This window comes from Rathayibacter sp. PhB127 (assembly GCF_003751665.1).
GTDB lineage: Bacteria > Actinomycetota > Actinomycetes > Actinomycetales > Microbacteriaceae > Rathayibacter > Rathayibacter festucae.
This window is the reverse complement of record NZ_RKHW01000003.1, coordinates 254038-276923: the sequence shown is the minus strand read 5'-3', so window position 1 is coordinate 276923 and position 22886 is coordinate 254038. Positions and strand designations below refer to the sequence as shown.

Genomic DNA, 22886 nt, shown 5'->3' with positions numbered 1-22886 from the left:
AGTTGTCTGAGGGCTGATCGAAATCGCCCCGCGGCTGTCGGCGGTCCCTGATTTGATACCCGTATGGATGAGATCAGCGACGCGAGCAGCGCGGAGGAACCGACCGGGCCGGTCGCCGCGGTCGGCGCGGTGCTCGGCGTCGCCGCCGATCTCGGTGTCACGTCGGCGCGGTTCCTGCTCACGCGGGCCGAGGCCGTGCACCTGGCGTACCGCACGGCGCTCACCGCTCCCGAGGAGTTCGCGCGGGGCGGCGGCCTGTCCCGGAGTGAGGCGAGCAGCCTCGTCGAGCGGTCGATCCGAGCGCAGTTCGCGGTCGCGCTGCGCCTGTCGGAGCGGGCGGCGTCGAAGGTGATCGATCACGCGATCCTGCTGGTCGAGGAGCTGCCCCGCACGCGCGCTCTGCTGGCCGAGGGGCGGTTGCTGTGGGAGGCGGGCGAGGTGATCTCCGCGATAGCCGCGACCCTGCCTCCGACGTCGCGTGCCGCGTTCGACGAGCGCGCGGCCGAGGTCGCTCCGGAGGTGACGCCGACGCAGCTGAGGAGGATCGTCGGCCGCTTGCGTGATGAGCTGCACGAGGAGCCACTCGTCCAGCGCCATGCCCGCGCCCGCGAGGACCGCGCCGTCTGGATCACGCCCGACGTCGATGGAATGGCCACGCTCTGCGCGCTCCTCCCCGCGCCGGACGCGATGGGCATCGGGGATCGTCTCGACCGCATCGCCCGCTCCCTCCGGGAGGGCGGCGACGAGCGCACCCTGGCGCAGCTGAAGGCCGACGCCCTCACCGATCTGCTCAGCGACGGCGACATCGCCGGTACCACTCCCGCGAGCGACGGGCCTCAGCTGTCCGCGTCGTACGTGCCCGGGATTCACGCGGAGGTGCGGCTCACGCTCGCCGCGTCGACCGCCGCCGGTCTCGACGACGCACCCGCGGACCTCGACGGCTACGGCCTCATCCCGGCCGACCTCGCCCGCGCGCTGGTCGAGACCGGCGCCTCCTTCACCCGCGTCCTCACAGATCCGGACACCCGCGCGGTCGTCTCCGTCGGCCGCACCTACCGGGTCCCGCCCCCGCAGATGCGCCTGCATCTGCAGCTCCGAGACCAGACCTGCCGCTTCCCCGGCTGCACCCGCTCCGCATCGAGGTCGGAGGCGGACCACACGATCGAGTGGCGCAACGGCGGCGAGACGTCCCTGGAGAACCTCGTCTCCCTCTGCACATCGCACCACCACGTGCGCCACGGCGATCGGTGGTCCTACGTCCCCCGCCCCGACGGCGGCATCGTCTGGACGACCCCGACCGGCCGCACCGTCACGATCCGCCCGCCCGCCCTGGCCGGGGCGCCGCCGGGCCCCCGCTTCGAGGACGTCCCGCCGCCGTTCTGACGCGCGAGTCTCGATACGCGCTGCGCGCTACTCGACCAGCATGGTCCGCCCCGCGGACACCGGGCTGGAGAGATCCATGCTGATCGAGTAGCCCTCGGAGAGGGCGTATCGAGATCCACCGTTCTGCAGAGGGCGGGTCTCGATACGTGCTGCGCGCTACCCGACCCGCATGGGTGATCCATGCTGTTCGAGCAGCCCTCGGAGAGGGCGTCTCGAGGTCCACCCTCCGGCAGAACGCTGGCTACCGTGGTCTCCGTATCCCGCACCCTCCAGGAGGCACCGTTGCCGCTCGATCCCTACCTCGCCGCCCGCCTGCCGCTGCTCGACGGGGTCGCCTACCCGCTCGACGCGGCGCAGGCGGCAAAGGTCGCCGAGTTCGAGGAGGACCCCGGCCCGTGGACGCTCCCCGAGGGCGTCACCGTCTCCGACGCCGCGATCGACGGCCCGCACGGCCCGATCCCGCTCCGGGTCTACGCGTCCGCAGAGCCCGCTGCCCCCGCCCTGCTCTGGGTGCACGGCGGCGGCTTCCAGGCCGGCGACCTCGAGATGCGCGAGTCGCACGTCGTCTCCGCCGAGCTCGCCGCCCGCGCCGGCGCTCGCGTCGTGTCGGTCGGCTACCGCCTCGCCAGCGCCGAGGTCCGCTTCCCCGTCCCGCTCGACGACGTGCAGGCCGCCTGGCGCCACCTCCGCGCGGAGACCCCCGACGCGCTGCCCGTCGCGATCGGCGGCGCCAGCGCCGGCGCCGCCCTGGCCCTCGCCGCGACGCTCCGCGAGCGCGACGCCGGCGCCCGCCTCCCGGACCACGTGCTGCTCGCCTACCCGTTCGCGCACTTCCCGAACCCGGCACTCGACGACTCCGTGATCCGCGAGCTGCTCCCGCTCCCGCCGCTGCTGCGCTTCCCGACCGCCGGGATCGAGGACATGGTCCGCACCTACGTCGGGCGACTCTCCGACCTGCCCCCGCACGCGCTCCCCGGCGCGGCGCCGCTGCACGGACTGCCGCCGACCTCGGTCCTCGTCAACGAGTTCGACGAGCTCCGCGGCTCGGCCGAGCTCCTGCTCCGCCAGCTCGCGGAGGCGGGCGTCGCCGCGACCGGCTACCTCGCGCAGGGCATGCCGCACGGGCACCTCAACCGCACGCCCGCGCTGCCCGAGGTCGACCGCTCGCTCGCCTTCTTCGCGGCCCAGCTGCGCGCGCTGACGCAGGACAGGCGGTGAGGTCCCCGAACCCGCCCTCGGCGCCCCGGCCAGCACGTGGTGATGAGATGTCCTGTCTGCGCGGTCACCGGTCGTCGGTGCTGGGCTGTGAGTGATGGCCGGAGCCGTACGCTGCCCACCGCGTGACAGTGGGCCGGATTGACCGCCGGCCCGACGGTGTGTGCTCGCTCCGGTGCGCCTACCGACTCACCGCCCGACCGCGCCCCGCAGGGCGCTCCGGCTCACTCCTGCAGCAGATCGACCTCCCAGTTGGTGCGCTGGATCGCCGCGTCCAGGTCGCGCAGCTCACGGGCGAGCACGTCGGCCCGCGCGCGCAGCTCGCGCACCGGCAGCGCCGGCAGCCGCCGCAGCTCGCTGCGCAGCTGCCGGTAGCCGCGATCGCCCGCCGCCGCGTCGGCCGCGCGCACGACGATGCTGTGCTGCGACCGGAGCGACTCGCGCCGGGCGAGCGCCGCGGTCAGCCGCACGCCGTCGGGCGTGGTCGCCGTCGTGTTCGTCAGATTGACCGCGGTCACCAGCCGCTCCAGCGCGTCCAGCGCGCGCAGGCACTCGGCCAGCAGCTCCGACGGGTCCTCCGTCGGCTCCTCGCCCTCCTGGTAGGAGGCGTTCGCGACGATCCGCGACTGGAGGGCCTCGATCCGCTTCTGCAGATCGGCCCGCTCGAGGAGTGCTTCGGCAAGCTTCATGCCCCCAGGCAACCACACGCGCGGCGTCCTCGCTGCCCGTCTAGGCTGCCGATCGTGCCGCTGCAGAATCACCCGGGAGACGTCGAGTTCCCCGTGCGCTCCCGCCTGCGCTACGCGCGTGCCGCGGACGCGCACCGGCGCGCTCCCGGCGGCGGGATCGGCCGCCGCGCCCTGCTGGTCACGGCCGTCGCCGCTCCGCTCGGGATCGTCGGCTTCGTGCTCGGTCTCGCGAGCGCGGACGGCAGCACCGGACTGCCGATCTTCACCTTCGGCATCGGCCTCGTCCTCGGGCTGGCCCTCGCGTCGATCACCTTCCAGATCCGCGACGCCGGAGCGCCCCGCCGGCAGCAGCTCGCCTACCGCGCCGAGGCGCGGACGCCCGCGCCGACCCTGCGCCAGCAGCAGCTGCTCGCCCTCGACGCCGTCAGCGACTTCTCCTTCGGCGGCTGGAACTCCTCGCTCGCCTTCCAGCCCACCTGGGCCGAGCTGCCCGCCGAGCTGCGCGCCCGCTTCGCCGACGGCGCCAAGGGCTCGCCCTGGCCGGAGCTGCCGATGCCCGCGCTCACCGAGCAGCGCGGCGCGCTCGACCGCGACTTCCGCATCGCCTCCGCGGAGGACGTCGAGCTGTTCGTCGCCGACGTCCTCGCCCGCGGTCCGCTGTCGACGCGCTTCGCCGAGGTCTCCGCGTCGGAGGACGCCGAGCGGATGCGCTCCCGCATCGCCGCCCTCACCGGCGAGAGCGAGTTCCACCTCCTCGAGCGCGCGCAGCCGGTCGGCGGCCGCCCGCCCGTGCTGCTGCTCGCCGGCGACGCCGAGCGCACGATCGGAGCGATCCGCTACGCCTACGTCGCCGGCTACCTGACCGCCGACCGGGCCTGGGAGCTGCTGGAGAGCATCGGCTCCCGCGTCTTCGCGCAGTACAGCGGCTGGGAGGGCTACTGGCGCGACGCCGCCGTCGCGATCGCGTTCCGCACCGACTCGCTCAGCGCCGTGCAGCAGTACCACCGGCTGCGCGGCGAGCTGCTGGCCTCGGACTGGCCGGCGGCGAGCACGCCGTATCCGGAGAGCGCATCGTGACCGAGTCGCGTCACGATCGAGACGCCCACGATCCCGACGTCCCCGACGACCGCGATCCCGCCCAGCAGGCGCTCGAGGCGATCCAGCGGATCAGCAGCGGAGGCGATCCCGCCGCGGCGGCCTTCGCGCTGTCCAACGCGTGGACCGACCGGCAGGTCGACCGGCTCAAGGCCTTCTGGCGGCGTTCGCGCCGGGACACCAGCGGCTCCTGACATCGGAGGCTCATAGGCGACGCAAAGGGTCCCGCCTGCCGCGCCGGTCACTCTGGGGTTCCCCGAGCCCCCCGAGTGACAAGGATCCCCCGATGTCCCGCATCCCCGAGCCCGACCGCACCCCCGACGGCCTCCGCTACGAGGGCCGCGCCCTCGTCCGCCCCGACGACGAGGTCGTCGACCAGGGCCTCTCCTTCGACGTCGGCACCCTGCTGAGCCGCCGGATGTTCGATCGCCGCCGCGTGCTCGGCCTGATCGGGGTCGGCGCCGCCACCACGGCGCTGGCCGCGTGCTCGGCCGTCGCGGGCAGCGCCTCCGGAACCGCGACGAGCAGCGCGAGCAGCAGCGCCGCCGCGACCACCGGCGAGATCCCCGACGAGACCGCCGGTCCCTACCCCGGCGACGGCTCGAACGGCCCCGACGTGCTGAGCGACTCCGGCATCGTCCGCAGCGACATCCGCTCGAGCATCGACGGCGGCGCCACCGCGGCCGGCGTGCCGCTCGCCTTCACCCTGACGATCCTCGACACTGCGAACGGCGGCGTCCCGTTCGAGAACGCCGCTGTCTACGTCTGGCACTGCGACGCGTCCGGCGGCTACTCGATGTACTCCGACGGCATCACCGAGGAGACCTACCTCCGCGGCGTGCAGGTCGCCGACGCGAACGGCGAGGTCACGTACACCTCGATCTTCCCGGCCTGCTACTCCGGCCGCTGGCCGCACATCCACTTCGAGGTCTACCCCGACGTCGACTCGATCAGCGACTCCGGCAACGCGATCGCGACCTCGCAGCTGGCCGTCCCCGAGGACGCCTGCACCGCGGTCTACGCGCTCAGCGGCTACGAGGGCTCGAGCGAGAACCTCGCCCAGGTGAGCCTCGACGACGACAACGTCTTCGGCGACGACGGCGGTGAGCTGCAGCTGCCGACCGCGACCGGCGACGCCACCTCCGGCTACCGCTTCGCCCTCACGGTCCGCGTCGACACGACGACGGAGCCGACCGGCGGGTCGGTGCCCTCGGGCGGCGGCGGCGCGGGCGGGGGACGTCCGCCCTCGGCCTGACGGCGCTCGGCGTGCCAGGCTTGCCGCATGGCTGTCGAGGTGGGTGCGGATCTCGAGGTGTCCGCGCGCCTGACGATCCCCGCGTCCGAGCTGCAGTGGCGGTTCTCCCGCTCCTCCGGCCCGGGCGGGCAGCACGTCAACACGTCCGACAGCCGCGTGCAGCTCACCTGGAGCGTCGCGGAGTCCGCCGCGCTCACGGACGAGCAGGGGGAGCGCCTCCTCCAGCGGCTCGCCCAGCGCCTTGTCTCCGGAGCGATCACCGTCACGGTCTCGCAGGAGCGCTCGCAGCTGCGCAACCGCGAGGTCGCCCGCACGACCCTCCGCGACCTCGTCGCCGCGGCCCTCGCCCCGCCCGCCGCCGCGCGCCGGCCGACCCGCCCCACCCGCGGCTCCGGCCGCCGCCACCTCGCGAGCAAGCAGCAGCGCTCCGCCACGAAGCAGCAGCGCCGCCGCCCGACCGGCGACTCGTGACCGAGGCGGATTCATGAGCGAGGCGGAGGTGCGCGACGCCTACGGCGCCCGGGCGGACGAGTACACCGCCCTGCTCGGCTCCGTCGACGACGCCGACCCGCGCGACCGCGCGCTGATCGACGGCTGGGCCGCCGGGTTGACCGGTCCGGTCCTCGACGCGGGCTGCGGTCCCGGCCACTGGACCGCGTTCCTTCGGCAGCGCGGTCTCGAGGCGGAGGGCGTCGACCTCGTACCGGAGTTCGTCGCGGTCGCACGACGGCGCTTCCCCGGTGTTCCGTTCCGGACGGGCACCCTGCGCGAGCCGGGAGCCGCCGCCTCACTCGGCGGGATCCTCGCCTGGTACTCGCTCATCCATCTCCCGCCCGCCGAGCTGCCCGAGGTCCTCGGCGGCTTCGCCCGCGCGCTGCGGCCCGGCGGCGGACTGCTGATCGGCTTCTTCGAGGGCGCCCCGCAGCGGGAGTTCGCGCATGCGGTCCTGCCGGCCTGGTTCCACCCGCTCGCGAGCATGCGGGCCGCCGTTGCGGACGCGGGCTTCGAGGTCGTCGCGGCGGCGGCGCGCACGAGCCCGGGCGTCCGCGACCACGGCGAGATCGTCGCCCGGAAGCTCTAGGAGCGGCCGGCCGGGACGGCGGCGCTAGAGCCGGTCGCTCCGCCACTCCGCCGCGAGCTCCTCGCCGCGGGCGAAGGCCTGCTCCTCGCGCTCGCGCAGCTCGACGCGGCGGATCTTGCCCGAGATGGTCTTGGGCAGCTCGTGGAACTCGATCCGGCGCACCCGCTCGAAGGACGAGAGCAGCTCGTCGGTGTGGCGGAAGATCGCCGCGGCGGTCTCGGCGGTCGGCTCCCAGCCGTCCGCCAGCGCGACGTAGGCCTTGACCACGCTGTGCCGGGTCGGGTCGGGCGCCGGGACGACCGCGGACTCGGCGACGGCCGGGTGCTGCAGCAGCACGCTCTCGACCTCGAAGGGCGAGATCTTGAAGTCGGACGACTTGAAGATGTCGTCGGTCCGGCCGAGGAAGGTGATGGTGCCGTCGACGGCGCGGACGGCGACGTCGCCGGTGTGGAAGTAGCCGTCGGCCCGCGCGCGGGAGGTGCGCTCGTCGTCGCCGTGGTAGCCGGACATCAGGTTGACGGGTTCTGTGGACAGGTCGAGGCAGATCTCGCCGGTGGCGGAGGACTCGCCGGTGACCGGGTCGATCAGCGCGATCGCGACGCCCGGCAGCGGCCGGCCCATTGCTCCGGAGACGACCGCGGCGCCGGGCGGGTTGGCGATGATCGCCGTGGTCTCGGTCTGGCCGTAGCCGTCGCGGATGGTGAGGCCCCAGTCGCGTTCGACGGTCGCGATCACCTCGGGGTTCAGCGGCTCGCCGGCCGAGAGGATCTCGCTGAGAGCACGCGGGCGGGCACCGAGGTCGGACTGGATCAGCATCCGCCAGACCGTCGGCGGCGCGCAGAAGGTGGTGACGCCCGCGCGGTCCAGCTGCTCGCGCAGCGCGACCGGCGAGAACCGCGAGTAGTTGTAGACGAACACGGTCGCCTCGGCGTTCCACGGCGCGAAGAAGCAGCTCCAGGCGTGCTTGCCCCAGCCGGGCGAGCTGATCGCCGAGTGCACGTCGCCCGGCTGCACGCCGAGCCAGTACATCGTGCTGAGGTGCCCGACCGGGTAGGACTCGTGGGTGTGCACGACCATCTTCGGCTTCGAGGTGGTCCCCGAGGTGAAGTAGATCAGGCAGGCGTCGGTGCTGTCGACGACGACGCTCGGGGCGATTCCCGGGGCCTCGATCGAGTCGGCGTAGTCGAGCCAGCCGTCGGGCACGGCGCCGCCGGGGCCGCCGACCGCGATCAGTCCGACGTCCTCCGTGAGGCCCTCGAACTTCGCGGTCTCGGTCGCGTCCGCGATCACGTGCGCGACCTCGCCGCGCTCGAGGCGGTCGGCGAGGTCCGCGGGGGAGAGGAGCGTCGTGGTGGGCAGGATGACCGCGCCGAGCTTCATGATCGCGAGCATCGACTCCCACAGCTCGAGCCGGTTGCCGAGCATGAGCATCACGTGGTCGCCCTGCTCGACGCCGACGGAGTGCAGCCAGGCGGCGACCTCGTCGGAGCGCCAGCGCATCTCGTCGAAGGAGACCTTCGTCTCCGAGCCGTCCTCCTCGACGATCCAGAGGGCGGTCTTCTCGTTGCCGATGGCGATCTCGTCGAACCAGTCGACGGCCCAGTTGAAGTGCGGGCCGACGTCCGGCCAGCGGAAGGCGTCCGTGGCGGCCGCCGCGTCGGTGCGGTGCTCGAGCAGGGTGTCGCGCGCGGCGCGGAGGCGCCCGGTGGGGTTCATCCGACCATCCTCTCGCGCCGCGGCGGCTTCGAGGTGAGGGCTCAGTACTTGATCGACTGCCCGCCGTCGATCGGCAGCACGACCGCGTTGATGTAGGAGGCGTCGTCCGAGAGCAGGAAGGCGACGACCGAGGCGATCTCGGCGGCCTCGCCGTAGCGCTTGGTCGGGTTCACCTGGATGAACTCCTCGGCGGCCTTGCGCGGGTTCTCGGCGTCGAGCTGCTTCATCGAGTTCTCGACCATCGGCGTCCAGATGGCGCCCGGGGCGATCGCGTTGATGCGGATGCCGTACTGCCCGTACTCGATGCCGGAGTTGCGGGTGAGGCCGACGACGCCGTGCTTCGCGGCCGCGTAGCCGGACTGGTTGCCGATGCCGGTGATGCCGCCGACGCTCGCGGTGTTGACGACCATGCCCGAGCCCTGCTCGCGCATCACCTTCAGCACCTTCTCGAGGCCGAGGAACACGCCGCGGAGGTTGATCGCGACGACCTTGTCGAACTCGTCGGCGGTGAAGTCCTCGGTGAGGTTCTGGCGGCCCTCGATGCCGGCGTTGTTGAAGAAGCCGTCGATGCGGCCGAAGCGCGCGAGGGTCTGCGCGACGTAGTCGTCGACGTCGGACGCCTTCGACACGTCCGCGATCACGGTGAGCGACTCGGTGCCCTCGGGGAGCGCCTCGACGGTCGCGGCGAGTCCCTGCTCGGAGACGTCGACGAGGGCGAGCTTCGCGCCCTCCGCGGCGAGGCGGACGGCGGTGGCGCGGCCGAGGCCGGAGCCGCCGCCGGTGATGAGGACGACGCGGTCGGTGAAGCGGGTGCTGCTGATATCCATAGGTGCACTATATACCTAGTGGTACTCGGGAATCTGGGCGCCGGCTCCGTGGATCGACGGCTCGGATCCGCCGCGTCCGGTTCTCCGTCTCCCTGGCAACCGCCGCAGAGACCGTCCCGCTCGGCGACCGTCTCGGGTAGACCGGAGGGGCCGACACGACCGCCGACACGAGCAGGGGGAGCCGTGAAGAGCAGGAGAAGAACGATGACCACCGGCGCCGCGCTGGCCCTCACCGGGCTGGCGCTGGCCGCCTGCACCGCCCCGGCGGAGAGCGGAGCGGAGGCGTCGCCGACCGTCTCGGAGGCGCCCGCGGCCTCCTCGACCGCCTCCGCCTCCGCCTCGCCGGGTGACCGCCCGATCGGACCCGTCCGGCTGCCCGAGGGGGCGACCGCCGCCGTCGAGTGGGTCGACGAGATCGGCGCCGTCGAGCCGCAGACCGTGCGTATCACCGGCGAGCCGCTCTACGTGACCGTCTCGGTCGCCTGCGACACCGCCGACGCCGAGGTGACCGTCGAGGTCGAGGGCCTGATGACCACCGGCTCGTCCTGCGTCTACGACCCGGGCACCACCCGGACGACGAGCAACGGCGGCGGCAACACCGGCTCGATGGAGATCGCCGTCGACCAGGACGCGCGCATCACCGTGACGACCGACCCCGCCGACGCCCACTGGTCCGGCGCGGTCTCGACCGGCCCGCGCACCGTGCCGCTGGGCTGACGCGCAGTCCGGCTCGGCTCTAGCCCAGGGGCACGCCCAGCGCGGCCATGAACGGCACGGCGTCGACCGCCTCGCCGTCGACGCGGGTCTCGAAGTGCAGGTGGCAGCCGGTGGAGGCGCCGGTCGAGCCGCGGGTCGCGATGACCTCGCCCGCGACGACGGTGTCCCCGACGTCGACGAGCAGGTCGGTGTTGTGCGCGTAGCCGGTCTCGATGCCGTCGCCGTTGTCGAGCAGGATCCAGTTGCCGTAGCTGCCGGAGTAGGCCGCCTCCTCGACGGTGCCGCTCGCGGCCGCGAGGACCGGGGTCCCGCAGGCGCCGGCGAGGTCGGTGCCCTTGTGGAAGAGGTTCACGCCGGCGACCGGCTGGTCCGGGCGGGGGCCGTAGCTGCTGCTGATGTGGCCGGCGATCGGGAGCACCCAGGTGCCGGAGACCCCGGCGGCCGCGGCGGTCGACTCGCCCGCGCCGACGGTGATCGCGTCGAGGGAGGCGGTGGGCACGAGGACCTCGGGCTTGGCCTCGGCGGCGAAGGCGTCGCGGGTGACGCTCTGCTGCACGACGCCCGCGGCGACGAAGCTCTGCGGGCGGGCCGCGGCGACGGCGTTCGCGGTGTCGGTCGCGACGGCGGACTCCGGGGTGTCGCCGACGGCGAAGGCGGGCATCGTCGAGGTGACGGCCAGGCCGACCACGAAGGTCATCGCGGCGAAGGCGGACACGCGGCGCGTCGAGGGGCGGCGGACGGCGGTGCTCCGGGCCGCGCTGCGCGCGGCGGCGGTGCGGGCGGCGGCGGTGCGGGCGACGCCGCGCGCGGCGACCTGCTCGGCCTCGCGCTGCTCGCGCAGCTGCCGGCGGGTCGGGAGGGCCTGCGCGGTCGCGGCGGAGACGGGGGCCGGGGCGTGGTCGGAGTGGTGCATGCAGTCGTGATTTCCGGGTCGTTCGCCGCGAGGGAACGGGGGCGCGGCAGGGCGGGTCGGGGCGGCGGAGCGCTCAGCAGCGCTCAGCAGGTGGTGCTCAGGGGGGTGTCAGCCGGGGCTCAGGGGACCGCGCGGCGACCCTCCAGAGTACCTGCGCAGCTCCGGAACGCCACTGGGAGAATGCCGAGCGGTGCACGGTATCGACGTCTCGCGCTCAGGCGAGCGCCTCCGCGCAGTGGCGGAGCAGGGCGTGCAGCTCGCGGATCCGCGCCCCGTCCAGCCCCGTCAGCATGCGCTCCTCGACCGCTCGGACGGCCGCGCTCGCCTCGCCGAGGAGCTCCTCGCCGGACGCCGTGAGCCGGATCGGCAGCGCCCGACCGCTCGGCGCCGTCTCGGCCCGGATCAGGTGACCGTCGCGCTCGAGCGACTGCAGCAGCACGTGCATCGACTGCCGGGTCACGAACGCGCCCCGCGCCAGCTCGGAGCTGGACAGCCCCGGCCGGTGCGCCAGCAGCTCCAGGCAGGAGTAGGCGGTGACCGTGATCCCGAGCGGCCGCAGCGCCGCCTCCATCGCGACGCGCAGGGCGCTCGACGCCTCCTTCAGCACGTAGCCGACGGAGGTGTCCAGCTCGATCCGTGCCGTGCTCTCGCCGTGTTGACTCATGTCAGTAGTCTGACATACGCTCGATGTAAGGAAACTGACACCCACCCCGACGAAAGGCGCTCTCATGGCGATCACCGGCCCCGACTTCCTCTCCCTCCAGGTCCGCGACCTCGAGCGCTCCGCCGAGTTCTACGAGACCCGCCTCGGCCTCTCCCGCCGCCCCGGCCCGCCGCACGCCGTCGTCTTCGACACCGCGCCGATCCCCTTCGCGATCCGCACTGTGCTCATTCCCTTCGCGTCCCGCGACAACCTCCCCGGCACCGAGCTCCCCGCCGAGCCCGGCCGCGGCGTCGCACTCTGGCTGCACGCCACCGAGGTGGCCGCCCTGCACGACGACCTCGCCGCCGCCGGCGTCCCGATCACGTCGGCCCCCGCCGAGGGCCCCTTCGGCCTCACCTTCACCTTCGCCGACCCGGACGGCTACCTGATCACCCTTCACGACCGCGCCTGACGCGCGGTGCCGTCCGGGTGCGCCGGGCGGCTAGGCGTCCGCGCCCGCCGGCTGCCAGAGCTGCAGGCGGTTGCCCTCGGGGTCGTGCAGGTCGGCGAAGCGGCCGTTCGGGTAGGTCTCGGGGTGGATCTCGACGGTGATGCCCGCGGCGCGGAGCTGGGCGACGAGCGCGTCGAGCGAGTGGACGCGGAGGTTCAGGGTCCAGCCGGCGGGGCCGAGCGGCTCGGAGCCGGCCGGCATCGGGGCGAGGACGGTGGTGCCGGCGTCCTGACGCCACGAGGGGGCGCCGTACTCGGTCGGCACCTCGTCGATGCCGAGGTGCTCGGCGTACCAGCGCGCCAGCGCCTCCGGGTCGCGCGCGGCGAAGAAGAAGCCGCCGATGCCCGTGACCCTCTCGCGCGACACGATCAGTACCGGCCGCTCGTGAAGACCAGCAGGGCGATCAGGCCCGCGACGGTCGCGGCGACGCCGGAGCCCAGGCGCCACCACATCCAGCGGTCGCGCTTGGGGCCGCGCATCGGGCGGCGCAGGGCGTTCCGGCCGGGGTAGCCGCCGGGGTTCGGAGTGAAGACCATGACTCCAGCCTGCCTCACGAGGCGCGCCGGGTCACGGCCTCACGCGCTCCACTCGCTGTCGTCCCGCCAGGGCGCGAGATCGACCTCGTTGCCCTCCGGGTCCGCGAGGGTCCACCACTCCGGCGCGTTCGAGTCGTCGACGACGCGGCCGCCCGCGGCGAGGGCCGCGGCGAGGCGGGCGTCGACGACGTCGCGCGGCAGGTAGAGGTCGAGGTGGATCGTGTTGCGCTCCGGGCGCGGGCCCTCTATCCGCTGGATCCAGAGGTTCGGGCCGAGGGCGCGCGGGTCGGCGAGGTCGGCGTCCTCGACGGGGGAGTAGCCGAGCACGGCCCGCCAGAAGGCGCGGACGGCGGCGACGTCGACGGCGTCGATGGCGATCTGCAGGCTCTGCACCGCGGCCGGCTCGGCGGCGAGGCCGAGTTCGCGGGCGGCGGCGGAGATCTCGCGAGCGAGGGCCAGGTCGCGCTCGCTGATGTCGCCGACGTCGTGGCTGATCAGGCGCACGCCGACGCCGCCGTAGCGCAGATCGACGTCGGGGTGGTGGCCGGCTTCCTCGGCGAGGGCGGCGATCGCGGTGACCAGGGCGGCTCCCGCGGCGAAGGAGCCGGCCCCGAGACCGCCCGTGCGGAAGTAGGCGCGGGCGCCGTCGCCGACGACCCGCCAGTCGGCGGTGCCGGGGGCGGCGCGGAAGTCGCGCGGGGAGATCGCATCGGTCATGCGGCAGTTGTACTCCCCGGCCGGCCGTTCTGCCCAGGCCCGGCTGCCCAGGCCCCGTGCGGTGCCCGCTCGCTACGGTGGACCCACGACCGATCGGGTCGACGAGTGTGAGGAGCCAGCATGGCGCAGAAGAAGAAGTCGGATTCGAAGAAGTCGTCGCAGAAGACCGACGACAAGGCCGCGCAGAAGCGCGCGAAGAAGGCCCTCGCCAAGGCGGAGAAGTCGGTCCGTGCGGCCCACGACGCCGTCCGCGACTCCAGCAAGAAGCTGCGCAAGAAGGCCCGCAAGCTCGCCGAGCAGACCGACAAGCTCAAGCGCCGGCAGGAGAAGGCCGCGAAGAAGGCCGCCCAGGCCGAGAAGCGCAGCGCGCCCTCCGCGCCCAAGCACGTGGTCGAGCGCGAGCGCGTCGCCGTCGGCGCGGCCGACCCGTCGGTCACGCCCGACTTCACGCCGCCGCTGCCGAGCGCGGCGCACGACGAGCAGGACCAGGAGCAGGCTCCCGAGGAGCAGGCCGAGGAGCAGGCCGAGGAGCAGCCCGAACAGCAGCCCGACGCCGACCCCGAGCACGTGCCGGACCTCACGCCGCCGCTGCCGCACTCCTCGCACTGAGCGGGCCCCGCGGGACGCCCCTACCCTGAGAAACCGCACAGGGTAGCCCGGCGCGCCGCTCGGAGAGGTGAACAGCCGGTGAACGCCCCGGCGAACCCTTCCGAGCGGCCTGCGCGGGCGGGAGGATCTCCTCCGTGGATCCCTTCATCCTTCTCGCGCTCGTCATCGTCACCGCTCTGGCGTTCGATTTCACCAACGGCTTCCACGACACGGCGAACGCGATGGCCACATCCATCGCGACCGGCGCGTTGAAGCCGAAGGTGGCCGTCACGCTCTCCGCCGTCCTCAATCTGGTCGGCGCGTTCCTCAGCATCGAGGTGGCGCTGACCGTCACCAACGCGGTCGTCAAGATCCAGGACTCCACCGGCGCGCCTGACCCGGCGCTGCTCGAGGGCGGCGGCTCGGCGCTCCTGCTGATCGTGCTCGCCGGCCTCATCGGCGGCATCGTCTGGAACCTCCTCACCTGGCTGCTCGGTCTGCCCTCCAGCTCGTCACACGCCCTCTTCGGTGGCCTGATCGGCTCGGCGCTCGCCGGCCTCGGCCTCAACGGCGTCAACTGGGCCGGCGACGGCTCGAAGCTCGACGGCGTCGTCGGCAAGGTGATCCTGCCCGCACTGATGTCGCCGGTGCTCGCCGGTGCGGTCGCCGCGATCGGCACCTGGCTCGTCTTCCGCGTGATCGGGAACCTCGCCGACCGCCGCATCCACCGCGGCTTCCGGATCGGCCAGATCGGCAGCGCCTCGCTCGTCTCGCTCGCGCACGGCACCAACGACGCGCAGAAGACCATGGGCGTCATCACCCTCGCGCTGATCGCCGCGGGCGGCTGGAGCGACACCGAGTCCGTCCCGTTCTGGGTCAAGCTCAGCTGCGCGCTCGCCATCTCGCTCGGCACCTACATCGGCGGCTGGCGCATCATCCGCACCGTCGGCAAGGGCCTCGTCGAGATCGACACCCCGCAGGGCATGGCCGCCGAGAGCGCCTCCGCCGCGGTCATCCTCGCCTCCAGCCACCTCGGCTTCGCCCTCTCGACCACGCACGTCGCGACCGGCTCGATCCTCGGCTCCGGCGTCGGCCGCCCCGGCGCGCAGGTCCGCTGGCGCGTGGCGCTGCGGATGGTGATCGCCTGGGTGATCACGCTTCCCGCCGCCGCCCTGATGGGCGCCGTGATGTGGTGGATCGGTCACCTGGTCGGCGGAGCCGCCGGCGGCATCCTGATGACCGCCGTCCTCGTCGCCGTCGCGATCGTCATCTACGTCCGCTCGCGCCGCGACAGCATCGGCGCGCACAACGTCAACGACGAGTGGTCGGACGCGGGCACCGCGGCCGAGCAGCCCGCCGGCGCCCTGCGCTGACCCCTCTCCACTCCAGCGACTGAAAGGACCGACCCGTGCTCTCCCTCTTCTTCGGTGCCGCCGGCCAGGTGGCGCTCATCGCCGTGCTCCTCGGAGCGGGCCTGCCCGTGCTCTTCGCCGTCGGCGTCCGCTCGTTCGCCCTCGCCGGCGGTGACGGATCAACCGGAGCAGCGGTCTCGACCGCGCAGGCTCCCGGCCTCCCCGCGCCGCTGCTGCGCGCACTCGGCGTGCTCTGCTTCGTGATCGTGGTCGCCGCCGTGGCGGTGGGCCTCAGCATCATCATCGCGACCGGCCTCGGCCAGGCCGTGAGCTTCGAGCACGTCTTCCCGACGTTCGTCCCCAAGGGCTGAGCATGGCGGCGACCGGCCCGGCGGCGCCCGACGCGGCGGCTCCCGCTCAGGCGGACGGCGTCGTCGCGCGGGTGGTCAGCTGGCTCCGTGCGGGCTACCCGACCGGGGTCCCCGAGACCGACTACCTGCCGTTGCTGGGCATCCTCCAGCGCAGCCTCACCCGGGACGAGCTGGAGCAGGTCGTCCGCGAGCTGCTCTCCGACGCCGTCCGCGCCGATGCGGCCGGCGAGGAGCTCTCGGCGGCCCGGATGCGCGCGCGCATCGAGGAGACGCTCCTCGGACCCGCGCTGCCCGAGGACCTCGTCCGGGTGTCGGCGCGGCTCGCGAGCGCGGGCTGGCCGCTCGCCCGCCCGGAGGAGCTCGCCGAGCCGGAGCGCCCGGCCTCGGAGCGCGCCGGACTCGTCACGCGCGTCGTCCGCTGGCTGCGCGCGGGCTACCCCGCGGGGCTGCCCGAGCAGGACTTCGTGCCGCTGATCGCGCTGCTGCGCCGCCGGCTCTCCGACGAGGAGGTCGCCGAGGTCGCGACGCGCCTGGCCGCCGAGGGCGGGCTGCCGGCCAGCCGCGTCGACGTCGGCACGGCGATCGCCGCGGTCACCTCGGAGCTGCCGTCGGACGCCGACATCGAGCGGGTCCGGCTCTCGCTGGCCGAGCACGACCGGCCGGAGGAGTTCGCGAGCTGAGCGCGCCGGTGCAGCCGGCTCAGGCCAGCAGCACGCGCTCCGGGTAGGGGTCGTGGCTGAAGCACAGCGTGATCCCCGCGGCCTCGAGGCGCTCCAGCTCGAGCGACGTGCGGTGGTGCGCCTCCGCGTCGTGGCTGATCAGCCGGGGGAGGAAGCGCAGCCGGTCCGACCAGATCAGGAACTCGCGGCCCCAGGCCGCGTCGCCGGCCAGCAGCACGCGGCCCTCGATCAGCGCGCCGAGGTGGCCGCTCGCGTGCCCGGGCAGCGGGGTGATCACGAAGCGGCCGTCGCCGAAGAGGTCGTAGCCGGCGACGCCGCTGGGAGTGGTCGCCACCGGCTGGTCGTCGACGAGCGTCGCCGTGTCCGCCCGGGTCGGGATCAGCGCCGCGAAGACGCCGTCGGTGATCCGGCTCCGCTCGATCGTCTCGAGCTGGCCGCGCGAGAGCACGAGCGTCGCGTCCGGGAACCAGCGCAGGCCCCCGACGTGGTCGGGGTGCAGGTGCGAGAGCGCGACCGTGTCGATGTCGGACGGCGCGAGGTCGACGGCCGCGAGCCGCCGGTCGATCGTCTCGTCGGCGCCGACGCGCGCCGGGAGGATCCGCCGGTAGAGCGCGCCGACGGCCCCCGTGCCGCGCAGGGTCGGCGGGTAGCCGGTGTCGAAGAGCACGCGCCGGCCGCTCGGGTGCGTGTAGAGGAAGACGGCAGAAGGGAAGGTGCGCCGCGCGGGGCTCCCGCCGCGGAAGACGCGGGAGAGCGGGAAGCTCGTCTCGCCGCAGGCGAAGACCTGGAGGGCCGGCCCGTGCTCACTCATGGGTCCTCCGGTAGTGCTCGCCGACCCTCCGCAGGCCCTCCGCGAGCGGCACCCGCGGCGCGTAGCCGAGCTCGGCGCGCGCCCGCGAGATGTCGAGGGTCTGCGCGTAGGCGAGGGTGGCGACCGTGTAGCGGGTGAACGGCGGCTCCGCGCCGCCGGGGAGCGCGGAGTACACGCGCTCGAGGACGACCGCGAGCGCGCTGAGTACCCGCAGATCCACCGTCAGGTAGCGCGGCTCCTCGCCCATCGCGGCGAAGAAGCGGTCCAGCAGGTCGCCGAGCGGAGCCGGCTCGCCGTTGGTGATGTTGTAGACGCCGCCGGCCGCGACCGGGGCGTCGGCGGCGAGGCGGAGTGCGAGGGCCGCGTTCTCGACGCAGGTGATGTCGACCGGGTTCCGGCCGCCGTCGAAGAGCGGGACGCCGCGGCGACGGCTCGCGGCGACGAAGCGGGGGATGAGGCTCGGGTCGCCGACGCCGATCAGTCCGCGCGGGCGCAGGATCACCAGCTCCGGGATCCGGCCGGCGGCGTGCGCCTCCTGCAGCAGCCGCTCGGCGGCGATCTTGCTCCGGATGTAGAGGCTCATCCGGCTGCGGTTGTCGACGTCCTCCTCGCGGATGCCGAGCCGGTGGCGCCGGGCCGAGTAGATGCTCGGCGAGGAGACGAAGACGATCCGGCGGATCCCGCAGCGCTCGGCGAGGTCGATCATCGCCGCGGTGCCCGCGACGTTCGCCGCGTGGAACTCGCGCCAGCGGCCCCAGGGGCTGGAGAGGGCGGCGGCGTGCACGAGCACGTCGGCGCGGACGTCGCGCGTCGCGAGCTCGGCGAGGTCGGCCGCGATCGTCTCGGCGCCCGTCGCGCGCAGGCGGGCGAGCGCGTCGGCGTTCCGGCCGGTCGCGATCACCTCGTCGCCCGCGGCCAGGAACTCGGCGACAGTGTGGCCGCCGAGGAAGCCGGTGGCCCCGGTGACCAGGACCCGGCGGGGCCCGGGCTGCTCAGCGGACTCCCGCGCGTCAGCGGACATCGACGACCTCCGCGACGCCCGCGCGGCCCCAGCGCTTGCGACCCCAGTACCAGAGCAGGATCCCGAGGTAGCCGAGCGCCTTGCCCTTGCGGATCGACATCCGCACGACCGCCTTCCGGTCGAGCCGGGCCTGCGCCCGCGGGATCACCCGGCAGACCTTCAGGTGCAGCTCCAGGTCCTCGTCGGTGTCGTCGATGCTCGAGCGCGGGAAGCCGCCGACCTCGAGGTAGAGCGCGGCGTCGATCGCGAGGTTCGAGCCGGCCGCCATGAACATCCGGTAGCGCTGGCCGGGCCGGCGGTAGAAGACTCCGGGAGCGTGCTCCATCAGGCGGATCATCGCGGTGCCGATCACGCCGTCATACCAGCGGTAGACCGGCTCGTCGGTGCGCGGCACGAGCCGGCCGCCGACGAAGCGGGCGCCGTCGGCGGCGTCCGCTTTCAGCCGCGCCACCCAGTCGGGCGCGGGCAGGCAGTCCGCGTCGGTGCGCGCGACCGTCGTGGCGCCGTGCGCGATGGCGTGGCGGAAGCCGGTGTCCGAGGCGGCTCCGGTGCCCTTCTGCGGCTCGTCGATCACGACGAGCGGGCGGTCGGGGCGCCGGGCCCGGAACGCGTCGATCACCGCGCGGGAGCGGTCGGTGCTGCCGTTGTCGACGAGCAGCAGGGTGAAGCCGGGGTCGGTCTGGTCGGCGAGGGCGTCGAGGGCGCCGCCGAGCAGCTTCTCCTCGTCGTAGAAGGGCACGACCACCCAGAACGCGCCACTCGTCGACTCGGTCACGCCGGACCCCCCTTCCGTCCCGCCGGAGCCTAGCGCGAGCGGGCACGGGCTCATCGGCGCTATACAGGACCGTGGCCGACGCGCTCCCGCTCCTGCTGCCCGTCCGTGTCCTCGGCACCGGCGAGGCACTGCCGTCGCGCGTCGTGCCGACCGCCGAGGTCGCCGCGCTCTGCGGCATCGACGCGGAGGAGGCCGCGCGCCGCTCCGGAGTGCTGACCCGGCACTGGCTCGCCGACGACGAGGACCCGCTCGAGCTCGGCCTGCTCGCCGCCCGGCGGGCGCTGGCTGCGGCGGGCATCGACGCGCGCGACGTCGACGTCGTGCTGAACGCCTCCGGGACCCAGCTGCAGGCGATCCCCGACGGCGGGGCGCTGATCGCCGCAGGCCTCGGCCTCGAGGACGTCTCCGCCTACAGCCTGAACGCGACCTGCCTCTCGTTCCTCTTCGCGCTGCAGGAGGCCGGCTTCCTGCTCGCGACCGGCCGCGCCGAGCGGGTGCTCGTCGTCTCGACCGAGGGCGGCAGCCGCGGCATCGACGTCCGGCAGCCCGAGAGCGCGCTGCTCTTCGGCGACGCGGCGGCCGCCGTCGTCCTCGGCCGTGCCGAGCGCCCGGACCAGGGCATCGTCACCTCGCGCTTCGAGACCCGGCCGAGCGGCGTCCGGCACGCCGAGATCCGCGGCTTCGGCTCGCGCATCCGGATCGAGGACGCCCCGGGCCGGCTCGACGACTTCCGCTTCGACATGCACGGCGGCGCGCTGCTCGTGGACGCGCTCCGGCACTTCCCGGCCTTCCTCGAGCGGGTGCGGCCGGGCCTCGGCACCGGCCTGCCGGGCATCGACCGCGTCGTGCCGCACCAGACCAGCAAGGCCGGCCTCGACGGCATGGCCCGGCTCTGGGGCCGCGAGCGGATGGTGATCACCCTCCCCGAGGTCGGCAACACCATCGGCGCGGCGATCCCGCTCGCTCTGCACCGCGCCCGTGTGCAGCAGGGCGAGTCGGTGCTGCTGGTCGGCACCGGCGCGGGGACGCACTACGGCGCGGTGATCCTGCAGGCCTGAGGCCCGTCGGATCGAGCGCTCACCAGGTGCTGACGGTCGTGCGGGTGATCACCCACTCGTCGCCGACCGGCACCAGCCGGCTGGTGAGCTGCAGCCGCCAGGTGGCGTGCAGCGAGCCGATCGTCGCCTCGGTCAGGGTGCGCGAGACGAGCACCGGGTGCGCGGCCGTGCCGGAGACCGCGCTCTCGACGTGGTCGATGGCGTGGTACTCCTTCAGGCACTCGGCGATGTCGTCCATCCAGTCGAGCTTCGACTGCACGAGCCCGGTCGGGTGCTCGATCACGAAGCGGGTGTCGAGCAGCGCGTCGAGCACGGGGAGGTCGACGAACACCAGCGCGTCGAAGAGCTCGTCGTGCGCGTCGCGGGGCTCGGCCCCGCCCTCGCCCGGTGTCAGGTCGTCCGGTGTCAGCGCGTCCGGCATCAGGGTGTCCTCCGCATCGAGGGCGGCGCGGTCGTCGCGCGCCGCACCAGCTGGGTCGGCAGCTGCACGTGCAGCGAGGCGGGGGTGCCGCCCGCCATCAGCGTGATCAGCATCTCGGCGGCCGTCGCGCCGAGCGTCTGCATCGGCTGCCGGATCGTGGTCAGCGGCGGATCGAAGCGGGCCGCCTCGGGCACGTCGTCGAAGCCGACCACCGAGAGGTCCCGCGGCACGTCGAGCCCGAGGTGCGCGGCCGTCTCGATGATCGCCAGGGCGGAGACGTCGTTCGCGGCGAAGACGGCGGTCGGCCGGTCGGCCAGCGAGAGCATCGTCGAGGCCGGAAGACGCGCCGTGTCGTGGTGGTAGCTGCCCACCCGGAGCAGCCGCTCGTCGAAGGCGATCCCCGCCTCCGAGAGCCCGGCGCGGTAGCCGGCCTCGCGCAGCCGGGCGGAGCGGAGGTCGACGCGGCCGGCGACGAAGCCGATGCGCCGGTGGCCGAGGGCGACGAGGTGGCGCACGGCCTGGAGGGCGCCGCCGAAGCTGTCGGACTCGACGGTCGGCACGTCGGCGCGGCCCGTGTGCGGGTCGACGGCGACCAGCGGGATGTCCGACGGCGTGCTCACCACCGAGGGCGTCACCACGATCGCTCCGTCGATCAGGGTGCCGCTGAGCCGGCTGAGCGAGCGCCGCTCCCAGCCCTCCTGCTCGCCCTCGTGCGAGCCGCTGTAGGCGAGCAGGTCGAACCGCGACCGGCGCAGCACCGAGCCGACGCCCTTCAGGATCTCCGCGCTGAACGGCTCGAAGCCGGCCACCAGCACGCCGATCACCCCGGTGCGCCGGGAGCGCATGCTGCTGGCGACCAGGCTCGACTCGTAGCCGAGCTCGCGCACGATCTCGAGCACGCGGTTCGCCGTCGCGGGCGCGATGCCGTAGCGGCCGTTCATCGCCTTCGACACGGTCGCGACCGAGACGCCGGCGGCGGCGGCGACGTCGTGGATGGTCGGGCGGAGGGACATGCGGTCGACCCTAGACCCCGGAAGCGCGCCGGTGAGAGCGCGATCCGGATCCGGAGCCCCGCGCATGGAAAATGGTTTCGAAAACGTTTGCCGATCCTTTCGGCCGCTCTGAGACTGATCGGGCCCGTCCTGGACGGGCGCACCCCGGCGCCGCTCTCCCTGGCGGCGCCTCTCAGCGAAGAGAACGGTTCGAACGATGAAGTTCACGAGAACAGCATTCAGGAAGACGGCGGTGGCCACCGTGGCCCTGCTCGGCGCGGCGGCGGCCCTCAGCGGCTGCTCCGCCCAGGACGCGGGATCCTCCGACGGCACTGTCGCGATGACCCTGTGGCAGAACTCCACCACCGGCCCCGGCCAGGAGTTCTGGGAGAAGACGATCGCCGACTTCGAGGCCGCCAACCCGGGCGTCACCATCGAGTCGCAGGCCATCCAGAACGAGGACCTGGACGGCAAGCTGCAGACGGCGCTCAACTCGGGCGACGCCCCGGACATCTTCCTCCAGCGCGGCGGCGGCAAGCTCGCCGCGATGGTCGCGGGCGGCCTGGTCAAGGACCTCACCGGCGGCATCTCGGACCAGGCGCGCAGCGAGATCCCCGAGGGCTCGTTCCTGGCGAACACGCTCGACGACAAGGTCTGGGCGATGCCCGTGGCCGTGCTCCCCGGCGGCCTCTTCTACAGCCAGGACCTCTTCACCGAGGCCGGCATCACCGAGACGCCGAAGACCCTCGACGAGCTCGACTCCGCGGTCACCGCGCTCAAGAGCGCCGGAGCGCAGCCGATCGCGCTCGGCGCGAAGGACGCCTGGCCCGCCGCGCACTGGTTCTACTTCTTCGCCCTGCGCGAGTGCAGCGCGGACACCATGGCCGAGGCGGCCGACTCCAAGGACTTCTCGGACGACTGCTGGCTGAAGGCGGGCGAGGACCTGCAGTCCTTCGCCGGCACCGAGCCGTTCAACGAGGGCTTCCTCACCACCGCCGCCCAGCAGGGCGCCGGATCCTCGGCCGGACTCCTGGCCAACCACCAGGCCGGCATGGAGCTGATGGGCGCCTGGAACCCCGGCGTCATCGCCTCGCTCACTCCCGACGAGAAGCCCCTGCCCGACCTCGGCTGGTTCCCCTTCCCCGAGGTGGACGGCGGCGCCGGCGCGCCCGGCTCGATCATGGGCGGCGTCGACGGCTACTCCTGCTCCACCGCGGCGCCCGACGAGTGCGTCGACTTCCTGAACTACCTCGCCACCTCCGACGTGCAGAAGGAGTACTACGCCGCCTTCAACGCGCCGCCGGTGAACACCGTCGCGCAGGAGGCCGTCACCGAGCCGTACCTGAAGGACATCCTCGCCGCGTACAACTCGGCGCCCTACGTCTCGCAGTGGCTCGACACCGTCTACGGCCAGAACGTCGGCAACGCGCTGAACGTCGCCGTCGTCGACCTGCTCGCCGGCAAGAGCGACCCGGAGCAGCTCGTCGAGGCTGTCAACGCGGCCGCGGCCAAGGCCTGA

At 73.7% G+C, this 22886-nt stretch carries 28 protein-coding genes; 15 read left to right on the top strand and 13 right to left on the bottom strand.

Translation table 11 applies throughout. The features are described from left to right. The first annotated feature begins 63 nt into the window (after positions 1-63). Together EDF22_RS15875 and EDF22_RS15870 are read left to right on the top strand one after the other, a co-directional pair. A complete protein-coding gene (locus EDF22_RS15875; RefSeq protein WP_123705834.1) occupies positions 64-1383 on the top strand; it encodes an HNH endonuclease signature motif containing protein in 1320 nt (439 codons plus the stop codon). Between the two features lie 282 nt (positions 1384-1665). Beyond that, positions 1666-2601, top strand: coding sequence for an alpha/beta hydrolase (locus EDF22_RS15870; RefSeq protein ID WP_123705833.1), 936 nt, complete (start codon positions 1666-1668; stop codon positions 2599-2601). Positions 2602-2822: 221 nt separating this feature from the next. Here EDF22_RS15870 and EDF22_RS15865 read toward each other — a convergent pair whose 3' ends face one another. Beyond that, on the bottom strand, positions 2823-3287 hold the full coding sequence (locus EDF22_RS15865; RefSeq protein ID WP_123705832.1) for a DIP1984 family protein: 465 nt from the start codon (positions 3285-3287) through the stop codon (positions 2823-2825). A 54-nt stretch (positions 3288-3341) separates the two neighbouring features. Here EDF22_RS15865 and EDF22_RS15860 point away from each other — a divergent pair, with 54 nt between their 5' ends. The 5 genes from EDF22_RS15860 (at position 3342) to EDF22_RS15840 (ending at position 6718) form a co-directional block, all read left to right on the top strand. Then, positions 3342-4364 carry a DUF1266 domain-containing protein gene (locus EDF22_RS15860; RefSeq protein ID WP_123705831.1) on the top strand — a complete coding sequence of 341 codons (1023 nt, stop codon included), beginning with the start codon at positions 3342-3344 and terminating at the stop codon, positions 4362-4364. After that, positions 4361-4576 carry a hypothetical protein gene (locus EDF22_RS15855; protein ID WP_123705830.1) on the top strand — a complete coding sequence of 72 codons (216 nt, stop codon included), beginning with the start codon at positions 4361-4363 and terminating at the stop codon, positions 4574-4576. The genes EDF22_RS15860 and EDF22_RS15855 overlap by 4 nt, the downstream gene beginning before the upstream one ends. A gap of 92 nt (positions 4577-4668) precedes the next feature. Then, the gene (locus EDF22_RS15850) at positions 4669-5637 is read left to right on the top strand and encodes an intradiol ring-cleavage dioxygenase (protein WP_123705829.1); all 969 of its coding nucleotides are present in this window, start codon (positions 4669-4671) and stop codon (positions 5635-5637) included. A 27-nt stretch (positions 5638-5664) separates the two neighbouring features. After that, positions 5665-6108: an alternative ribosome rescue aminoacyl-tRNA hydrolase ArfB gene (gene arfB / locus EDF22_RS15845; RefSeq protein ID WP_123705828.1), complete on the top strand. Its 444-nt coding sequence runs from the start codon at positions 5665-5667 to the stop codon at positions 6106-6108. A 13-nt stretch (positions 6109-6121) separates the two neighbouring features. Then, complete coding sequence (locus EDF22_RS15840) at positions 6122-6718, top strand: class I SAM-dependent methyltransferase (protein ID WP_123705827.1); 597 nt, start codon at positions 6122-6124, stop codon at positions 6716-6718. Positions 6719-6742: 24 nt separating this feature from the next. Here EDF22_RS15840 and EDF22_RS15835 read toward each other — a convergent pair whose 3' ends face one another. Together EDF22_RS15835 and EDF22_RS15830 are read right to left on the bottom strand one after the other, a co-directional pair. Beyond that, positions 6743-8434 carry an AMP-binding protein gene (locus EDF22_RS15835; protein WP_123705826.1) on the bottom strand — a complete coding sequence of 564 codons (1692 nt, stop codon included), beginning with the start codon at positions 8432-8434 and terminating at the stop codon, positions 6743-6745. Between the two features lie 41 nt (positions 8435-8475). Then, positions 8476-9261 (bottom strand): glucose 1-dehydrogenase, encoded by a 786-nt coding sequence (locus EDF22_RS15830; protein ID WP_123447493.1) that lies wholly within the window; start codon positions 9259-9261, stop codon positions 8476-8478. Between the two features lie 204 nt (positions 9262-9465). Here EDF22_RS15830 and EDF22_RS15825 point away from each other — a divergent pair, with 204 nt between their 5' ends. Next, positions 9466-9978, top strand: coding sequence for a hypothetical protein (locus tag EDF22_RS15825; RefSeq protein ID WP_123705825.1), 513 nt, complete (start codon positions 9466-9468; stop codon positions 9976-9978). Between the two features lie 19 nt (positions 9979-9997). Here the strand turns inward: EDF22_RS15825 and EDF22_RS15820 are convergent, their stop codons facing one another. Continuing rightward, positions 9998-10891, bottom strand: coding sequence for a M23 family metallopeptidase (locus EDF22_RS15820; protein ID WP_123705824.1), 894 nt, complete (start codon positions 10889-10891; stop codon positions 9998-10000). A 214-nt stretch (positions 10892-11105) separates the two neighbouring features. After that, positions 11106-11555, bottom strand: a complete 450-nt coding sequence (locus EDF22_RS15815) for a MarR family winged helix-turn-helix transcriptional regulator (RefSeq protein ID WP_123705823.1) — start codon at positions 11553-11555, stop codon at positions 11106-11108. A 64-nt stretch (positions 11556-11619) separates the two neighbouring features. On the opposite strand from EDF22_RS15815, the gene EDF22_RS15810 reads away from it, so the two are divergent. Next, complete coding sequence (locus EDF22_RS15810; protein ID WP_123705822.1) at positions 11620-12006, top strand: VOC family protein; 387 nt, start codon at positions 11620-11622, stop codon at positions 12004-12006. A 30-nt stretch (positions 12007-12036) separates the two neighbouring features. Here the strand turns inward: EDF22_RS15810 and EDF22_RS15805 are convergent, their stop codons facing one another. The 3 genes from EDF22_RS15805 to EDF22_RS15800 are packed head-to-tail and all read right to left on the bottom strand — an operon-like array spanning position 12037 to position 13298. Then, positions 12037-12411 (bottom strand): VOC family protein, encoded by a 375-nt coding sequence (locus EDF22_RS15805; protein ID WP_123705821.1) that lies wholly within the window; start codon positions 12409-12411, stop codon positions 12037-12039. 2 nt (positions 12412-12413) lie between these two features. Then, entirely contained in the window at positions 12414-12581 is a 168-nt protein-coding gene (locus EDF22_RS20935; RefSeq protein ID WP_185039008.1) for a hypothetical protein, read from the bottom strand. Between the two features lie 39 nt (positions 12582-12620). Further along, positions 12621-13298, bottom strand: a complete 678-nt coding sequence (locus tag EDF22_RS15800; RefSeq protein ID WP_123705820.1) for a VOC family protein — start codon at positions 13296-13298, stop codon at positions 12621-12623. 120 nt (positions 13299-13418) lie between these two features. On the opposite strand from EDF22_RS15800, the gene EDF22_RS15795 reads away from it, so the two are divergent. The 4 genes from EDF22_RS15795 to EDF22_RS15780 all read left to right on the top strand — a co-directional run bounded on the left by EDF22_RS15795 (position 13419) and on the right by EDF22_RS15780 (position 16289). Further along, positions 13419-13907 (top strand): hypothetical protein, encoded by a 489-nt coding sequence (locus EDF22_RS15795; RefSeq protein WP_123705819.1) that lies wholly within the window; start codon positions 13419-13421, stop codon positions 13905-13907. Positions 13908-14041: 134 nt separating this feature from the next. Then, positions 14042-15259, top strand: a complete 1218-nt coding sequence (locus EDF22_RS15790; protein WP_123705818.1) for an inorganic phosphate transporter — start codon at positions 14042-14044, stop codon at positions 15257-15259. Between the two features lie 35 nt (positions 15260-15294). Next, entirely contained in the window at positions 15295-15609 is a 315-nt protein-coding gene (locus tag EDF22_RS15785) for a hypothetical protein (protein WP_123705817.1), read from the top strand. 2 nt (positions 15610-15611) lie between these two features. Next, complete coding sequence (locus EDF22_RS15780) at positions 15612-16289, top strand: DUF3349 domain-containing protein (RefSeq protein WP_123705816.1); 678 nt, start codon at positions 15612-15614, stop codon at positions 16287-16289. A gap of 19 nt (positions 16290-16308) precedes the next feature. Here EDF22_RS15780 and EDF22_RS15775 read toward each other — a convergent pair whose 3' ends face one another. The 3 genes from EDF22_RS15775 to EDF22_RS15765 are packed head-to-tail and all read right to left on the bottom strand — an operon-like array spanning position 16309 to position 18896. After that, positions 16309-17100 (bottom strand): MBL fold metallo-hydrolase, encoded by a 792-nt coding sequence (locus EDF22_RS15775; protein WP_123705815.1) that lies wholly within the window; start codon positions 17098-17100, stop codon positions 16309-16311. Then, positions 17093-18121 (bottom strand): NAD(P)-dependent oxidoreductase, encoded by a 1029-nt coding sequence (locus EDF22_RS15770; RefSeq protein WP_123705814.1) that lies wholly within the window; start codon positions 18119-18121, stop codon positions 17093-17095. The genes EDF22_RS15775 and EDF22_RS15770 overlap by 8 nt, the downstream gene beginning before the upstream one ends. Next, positions 18111-18896 (bottom strand): glycosyltransferase family A protein, encoded by a 786-nt coding sequence (locus tag EDF22_RS15765; RefSeq protein ID WP_185039005.1) that lies wholly within the window; start codon positions 18894-18896, stop codon positions 18111-18113. The genes EDF22_RS15770 and EDF22_RS15765 overlap by 11 nt, the downstream gene beginning before the upstream one ends. A 71-nt stretch (positions 18897-18967) precedes the next feature. Between EDF22_RS15765 and EDF22_RS15760 the strand changes: the two genes are divergently transcribed. After that, on the top strand, positions 18968-19954 hold the full coding sequence (locus tag EDF22_RS15760) for a 3-oxoacyl-ACP synthase III family protein (RefSeq protein WP_123705812.1): 987 nt from the start codon (positions 18968-18970) through the stop codon (positions 19952-19954). A 19-nt stretch (positions 19955-19973) separates the two neighbouring features. Here EDF22_RS15760 and EDF22_RS15755 read toward each other — a convergent pair whose 3' ends face one another. Together EDF22_RS15755 and EDF22_RS15750 are read right to left on the bottom strand one after the other, a co-directional pair. Next, positions 19974-20375, bottom strand: a complete 402-nt coding sequence (locus tag EDF22_RS15755) for a nuclear transport factor 2 family protein (RefSeq protein WP_123705811.1) — start codon at positions 20373-20375, stop codon at positions 19974-19976. Further along, positions 20375-21388, bottom strand: a complete 1014-nt coding sequence (locus EDF22_RS15750; protein ID WP_123705810.1) for a LacI family DNA-binding transcriptional regulator — start codon at positions 21386-21388, stop codon at positions 20375-20377. The genes EDF22_RS15755 and EDF22_RS15750 overlap by 1 nt, the downstream gene beginning before the upstream one ends. 196 nt (positions 21389-21584) lie before the next feature. On the opposite strand from EDF22_RS15750, the gene EDF22_RS15745 reads away from it, so the two are divergent. Beyond that, positions 21585-22886, top strand: coding sequence for an extracellular solute-binding protein (locus tag EDF22_RS15745; protein ID WP_123705809.1), 1302 nt, complete (start codon positions 21585-21587; stop codon positions 22884-22886).

Coding starts and splice junctions, on each gene's coding strand:
- EDF22_RS15835 (WP_123705826.1), bottom strand. CDS start 8,434: ATGAACCCCACCGGGCGCCTCCGCGCCGCGCGCGACACCCTGCTCGAG.
- EDF22_RS15750 (WP_123705810.1), bottom strand. CDS start 21,388: ATGTCCCTCCGCCCGACCATCCACGACGTCGCCGCCGCCGCCGGCGTC.
- EDF22_RS15865 (WP_123705832.1), bottom strand. CDS start 3,287: ATGAAGCTTGCCGAAGCACTCCTCGAGCGGGCCGATCTGCAGAAGCGG.
- EDF22_RS15795 (WP_123705819.1), top strand. CDS start 13,419: ATGGCGCAGAAGAAGAAGTCGGATTCGAAGAAGTCGTCGCAGAAGACC.
- EDF22_RS15745 (WP_123705809.1), top strand. CDS start 21,585: ATGAAGTTCACGAGAACAGCATTCAGGAAGACGGCGGTGGCCACCGTG.
- EDF22_RS15755 (WP_123705811.1), bottom strand. CDS start 20,375: ATGCCGGACGCGCTGACACCGGACGACCTGACACCGGGCGAGGGCGGG.
- EDF22_RS15820 (WP_123705824.1), bottom strand. CDS start 10,891: ATGCACCACTCCGACCACGCCCCGGCCCCCGTCTCCGCCGCGACCGCG.
- EDF22_RS20935 (WP_185039008.1), bottom strand. CDS start 12,581: ATGGTCTTCACTCCGAACCCCGGCGGCTACCCCGGCCGGAACGCCCTG.
- EDF22_RS15770 (WP_123705814.1), bottom strand. CDS start 18,121: ATGTCCGCTGACGCGCGGGAGTCCGCTGAGCAGCCCGGGCCCCGCCGG.
- EDF22_RS15875 (WP_123705834.1), top strand. CDS start 64: ATGGATGAGATCAGCGACGCGAGCAGCGCGGAGGAACCGACCGGGCCG.
- EDF22_RS15825 (WP_123705825.1), top strand. CDS start 9,466: ATGACCACCGGCGCCGCGCTGGCCCTCACCGGGCTGGCGCTGGCCGCC.
- EDF22_RS15830 (WP_123447493.1), bottom strand. CDS start 9,261: ATGGATATCAGCAGCACCCGCTTCACCGACCGCGTCGTCCTCATCACC.
- EDF22_RS15810 (WP_123705822.1), top strand. CDS start 11,620: ATGGCGATCACCGGCCCCGACTTCCTCTCCCTCCAGGTCCGCGACCTC.
- EDF22_RS15850 (WP_123705829.1), top strand. CDS start 4,669: ATGTCCCGCATCCCCGAGCCCGACCGCACCCCCGACGGCCTCCGCTAC.
- EDF22_RS15815 (WP_123705823.1), bottom strand. CDS start 11,555: ATGAGTCAACACGGCGAGAGCACGGCACGGATCGAGCTGGACACCTCC.
- EDF22_RS15840 (WP_123705827.1), top strand. CDS start 6,122: ATGAGCGAGGCGGAGGTGCGCGACGCCTACGGCGCCCGGGCGGACGAG.
- arfB (WP_123705828.1), top strand. CDS start 5,665: ATGGCTGTCGAGGTGGGTGCGGATCTCGAGGTGTCCGCGCGCCTGACG.
- EDF22_RS15780 (WP_123705816.1), top strand. CDS start 15,612: ATGGCGGCGACCGGCCCGGCGGCGCCCGACGCGGCGGCTCCCGCTCAG.
- EDF22_RS15800 (WP_123705820.1), bottom strand. CDS start 13,298: ATGACCGATGCGATCTCCCCGCGCGACTTCCGCGCCGCCCCCGGCACC.
- EDF22_RS15775 (WP_123705815.1), bottom strand. CDS start 17,100: ATGAGTGAGCACGGGCCGGCCCTCCAGGTCTTCGCCTGCGGCGAGACG.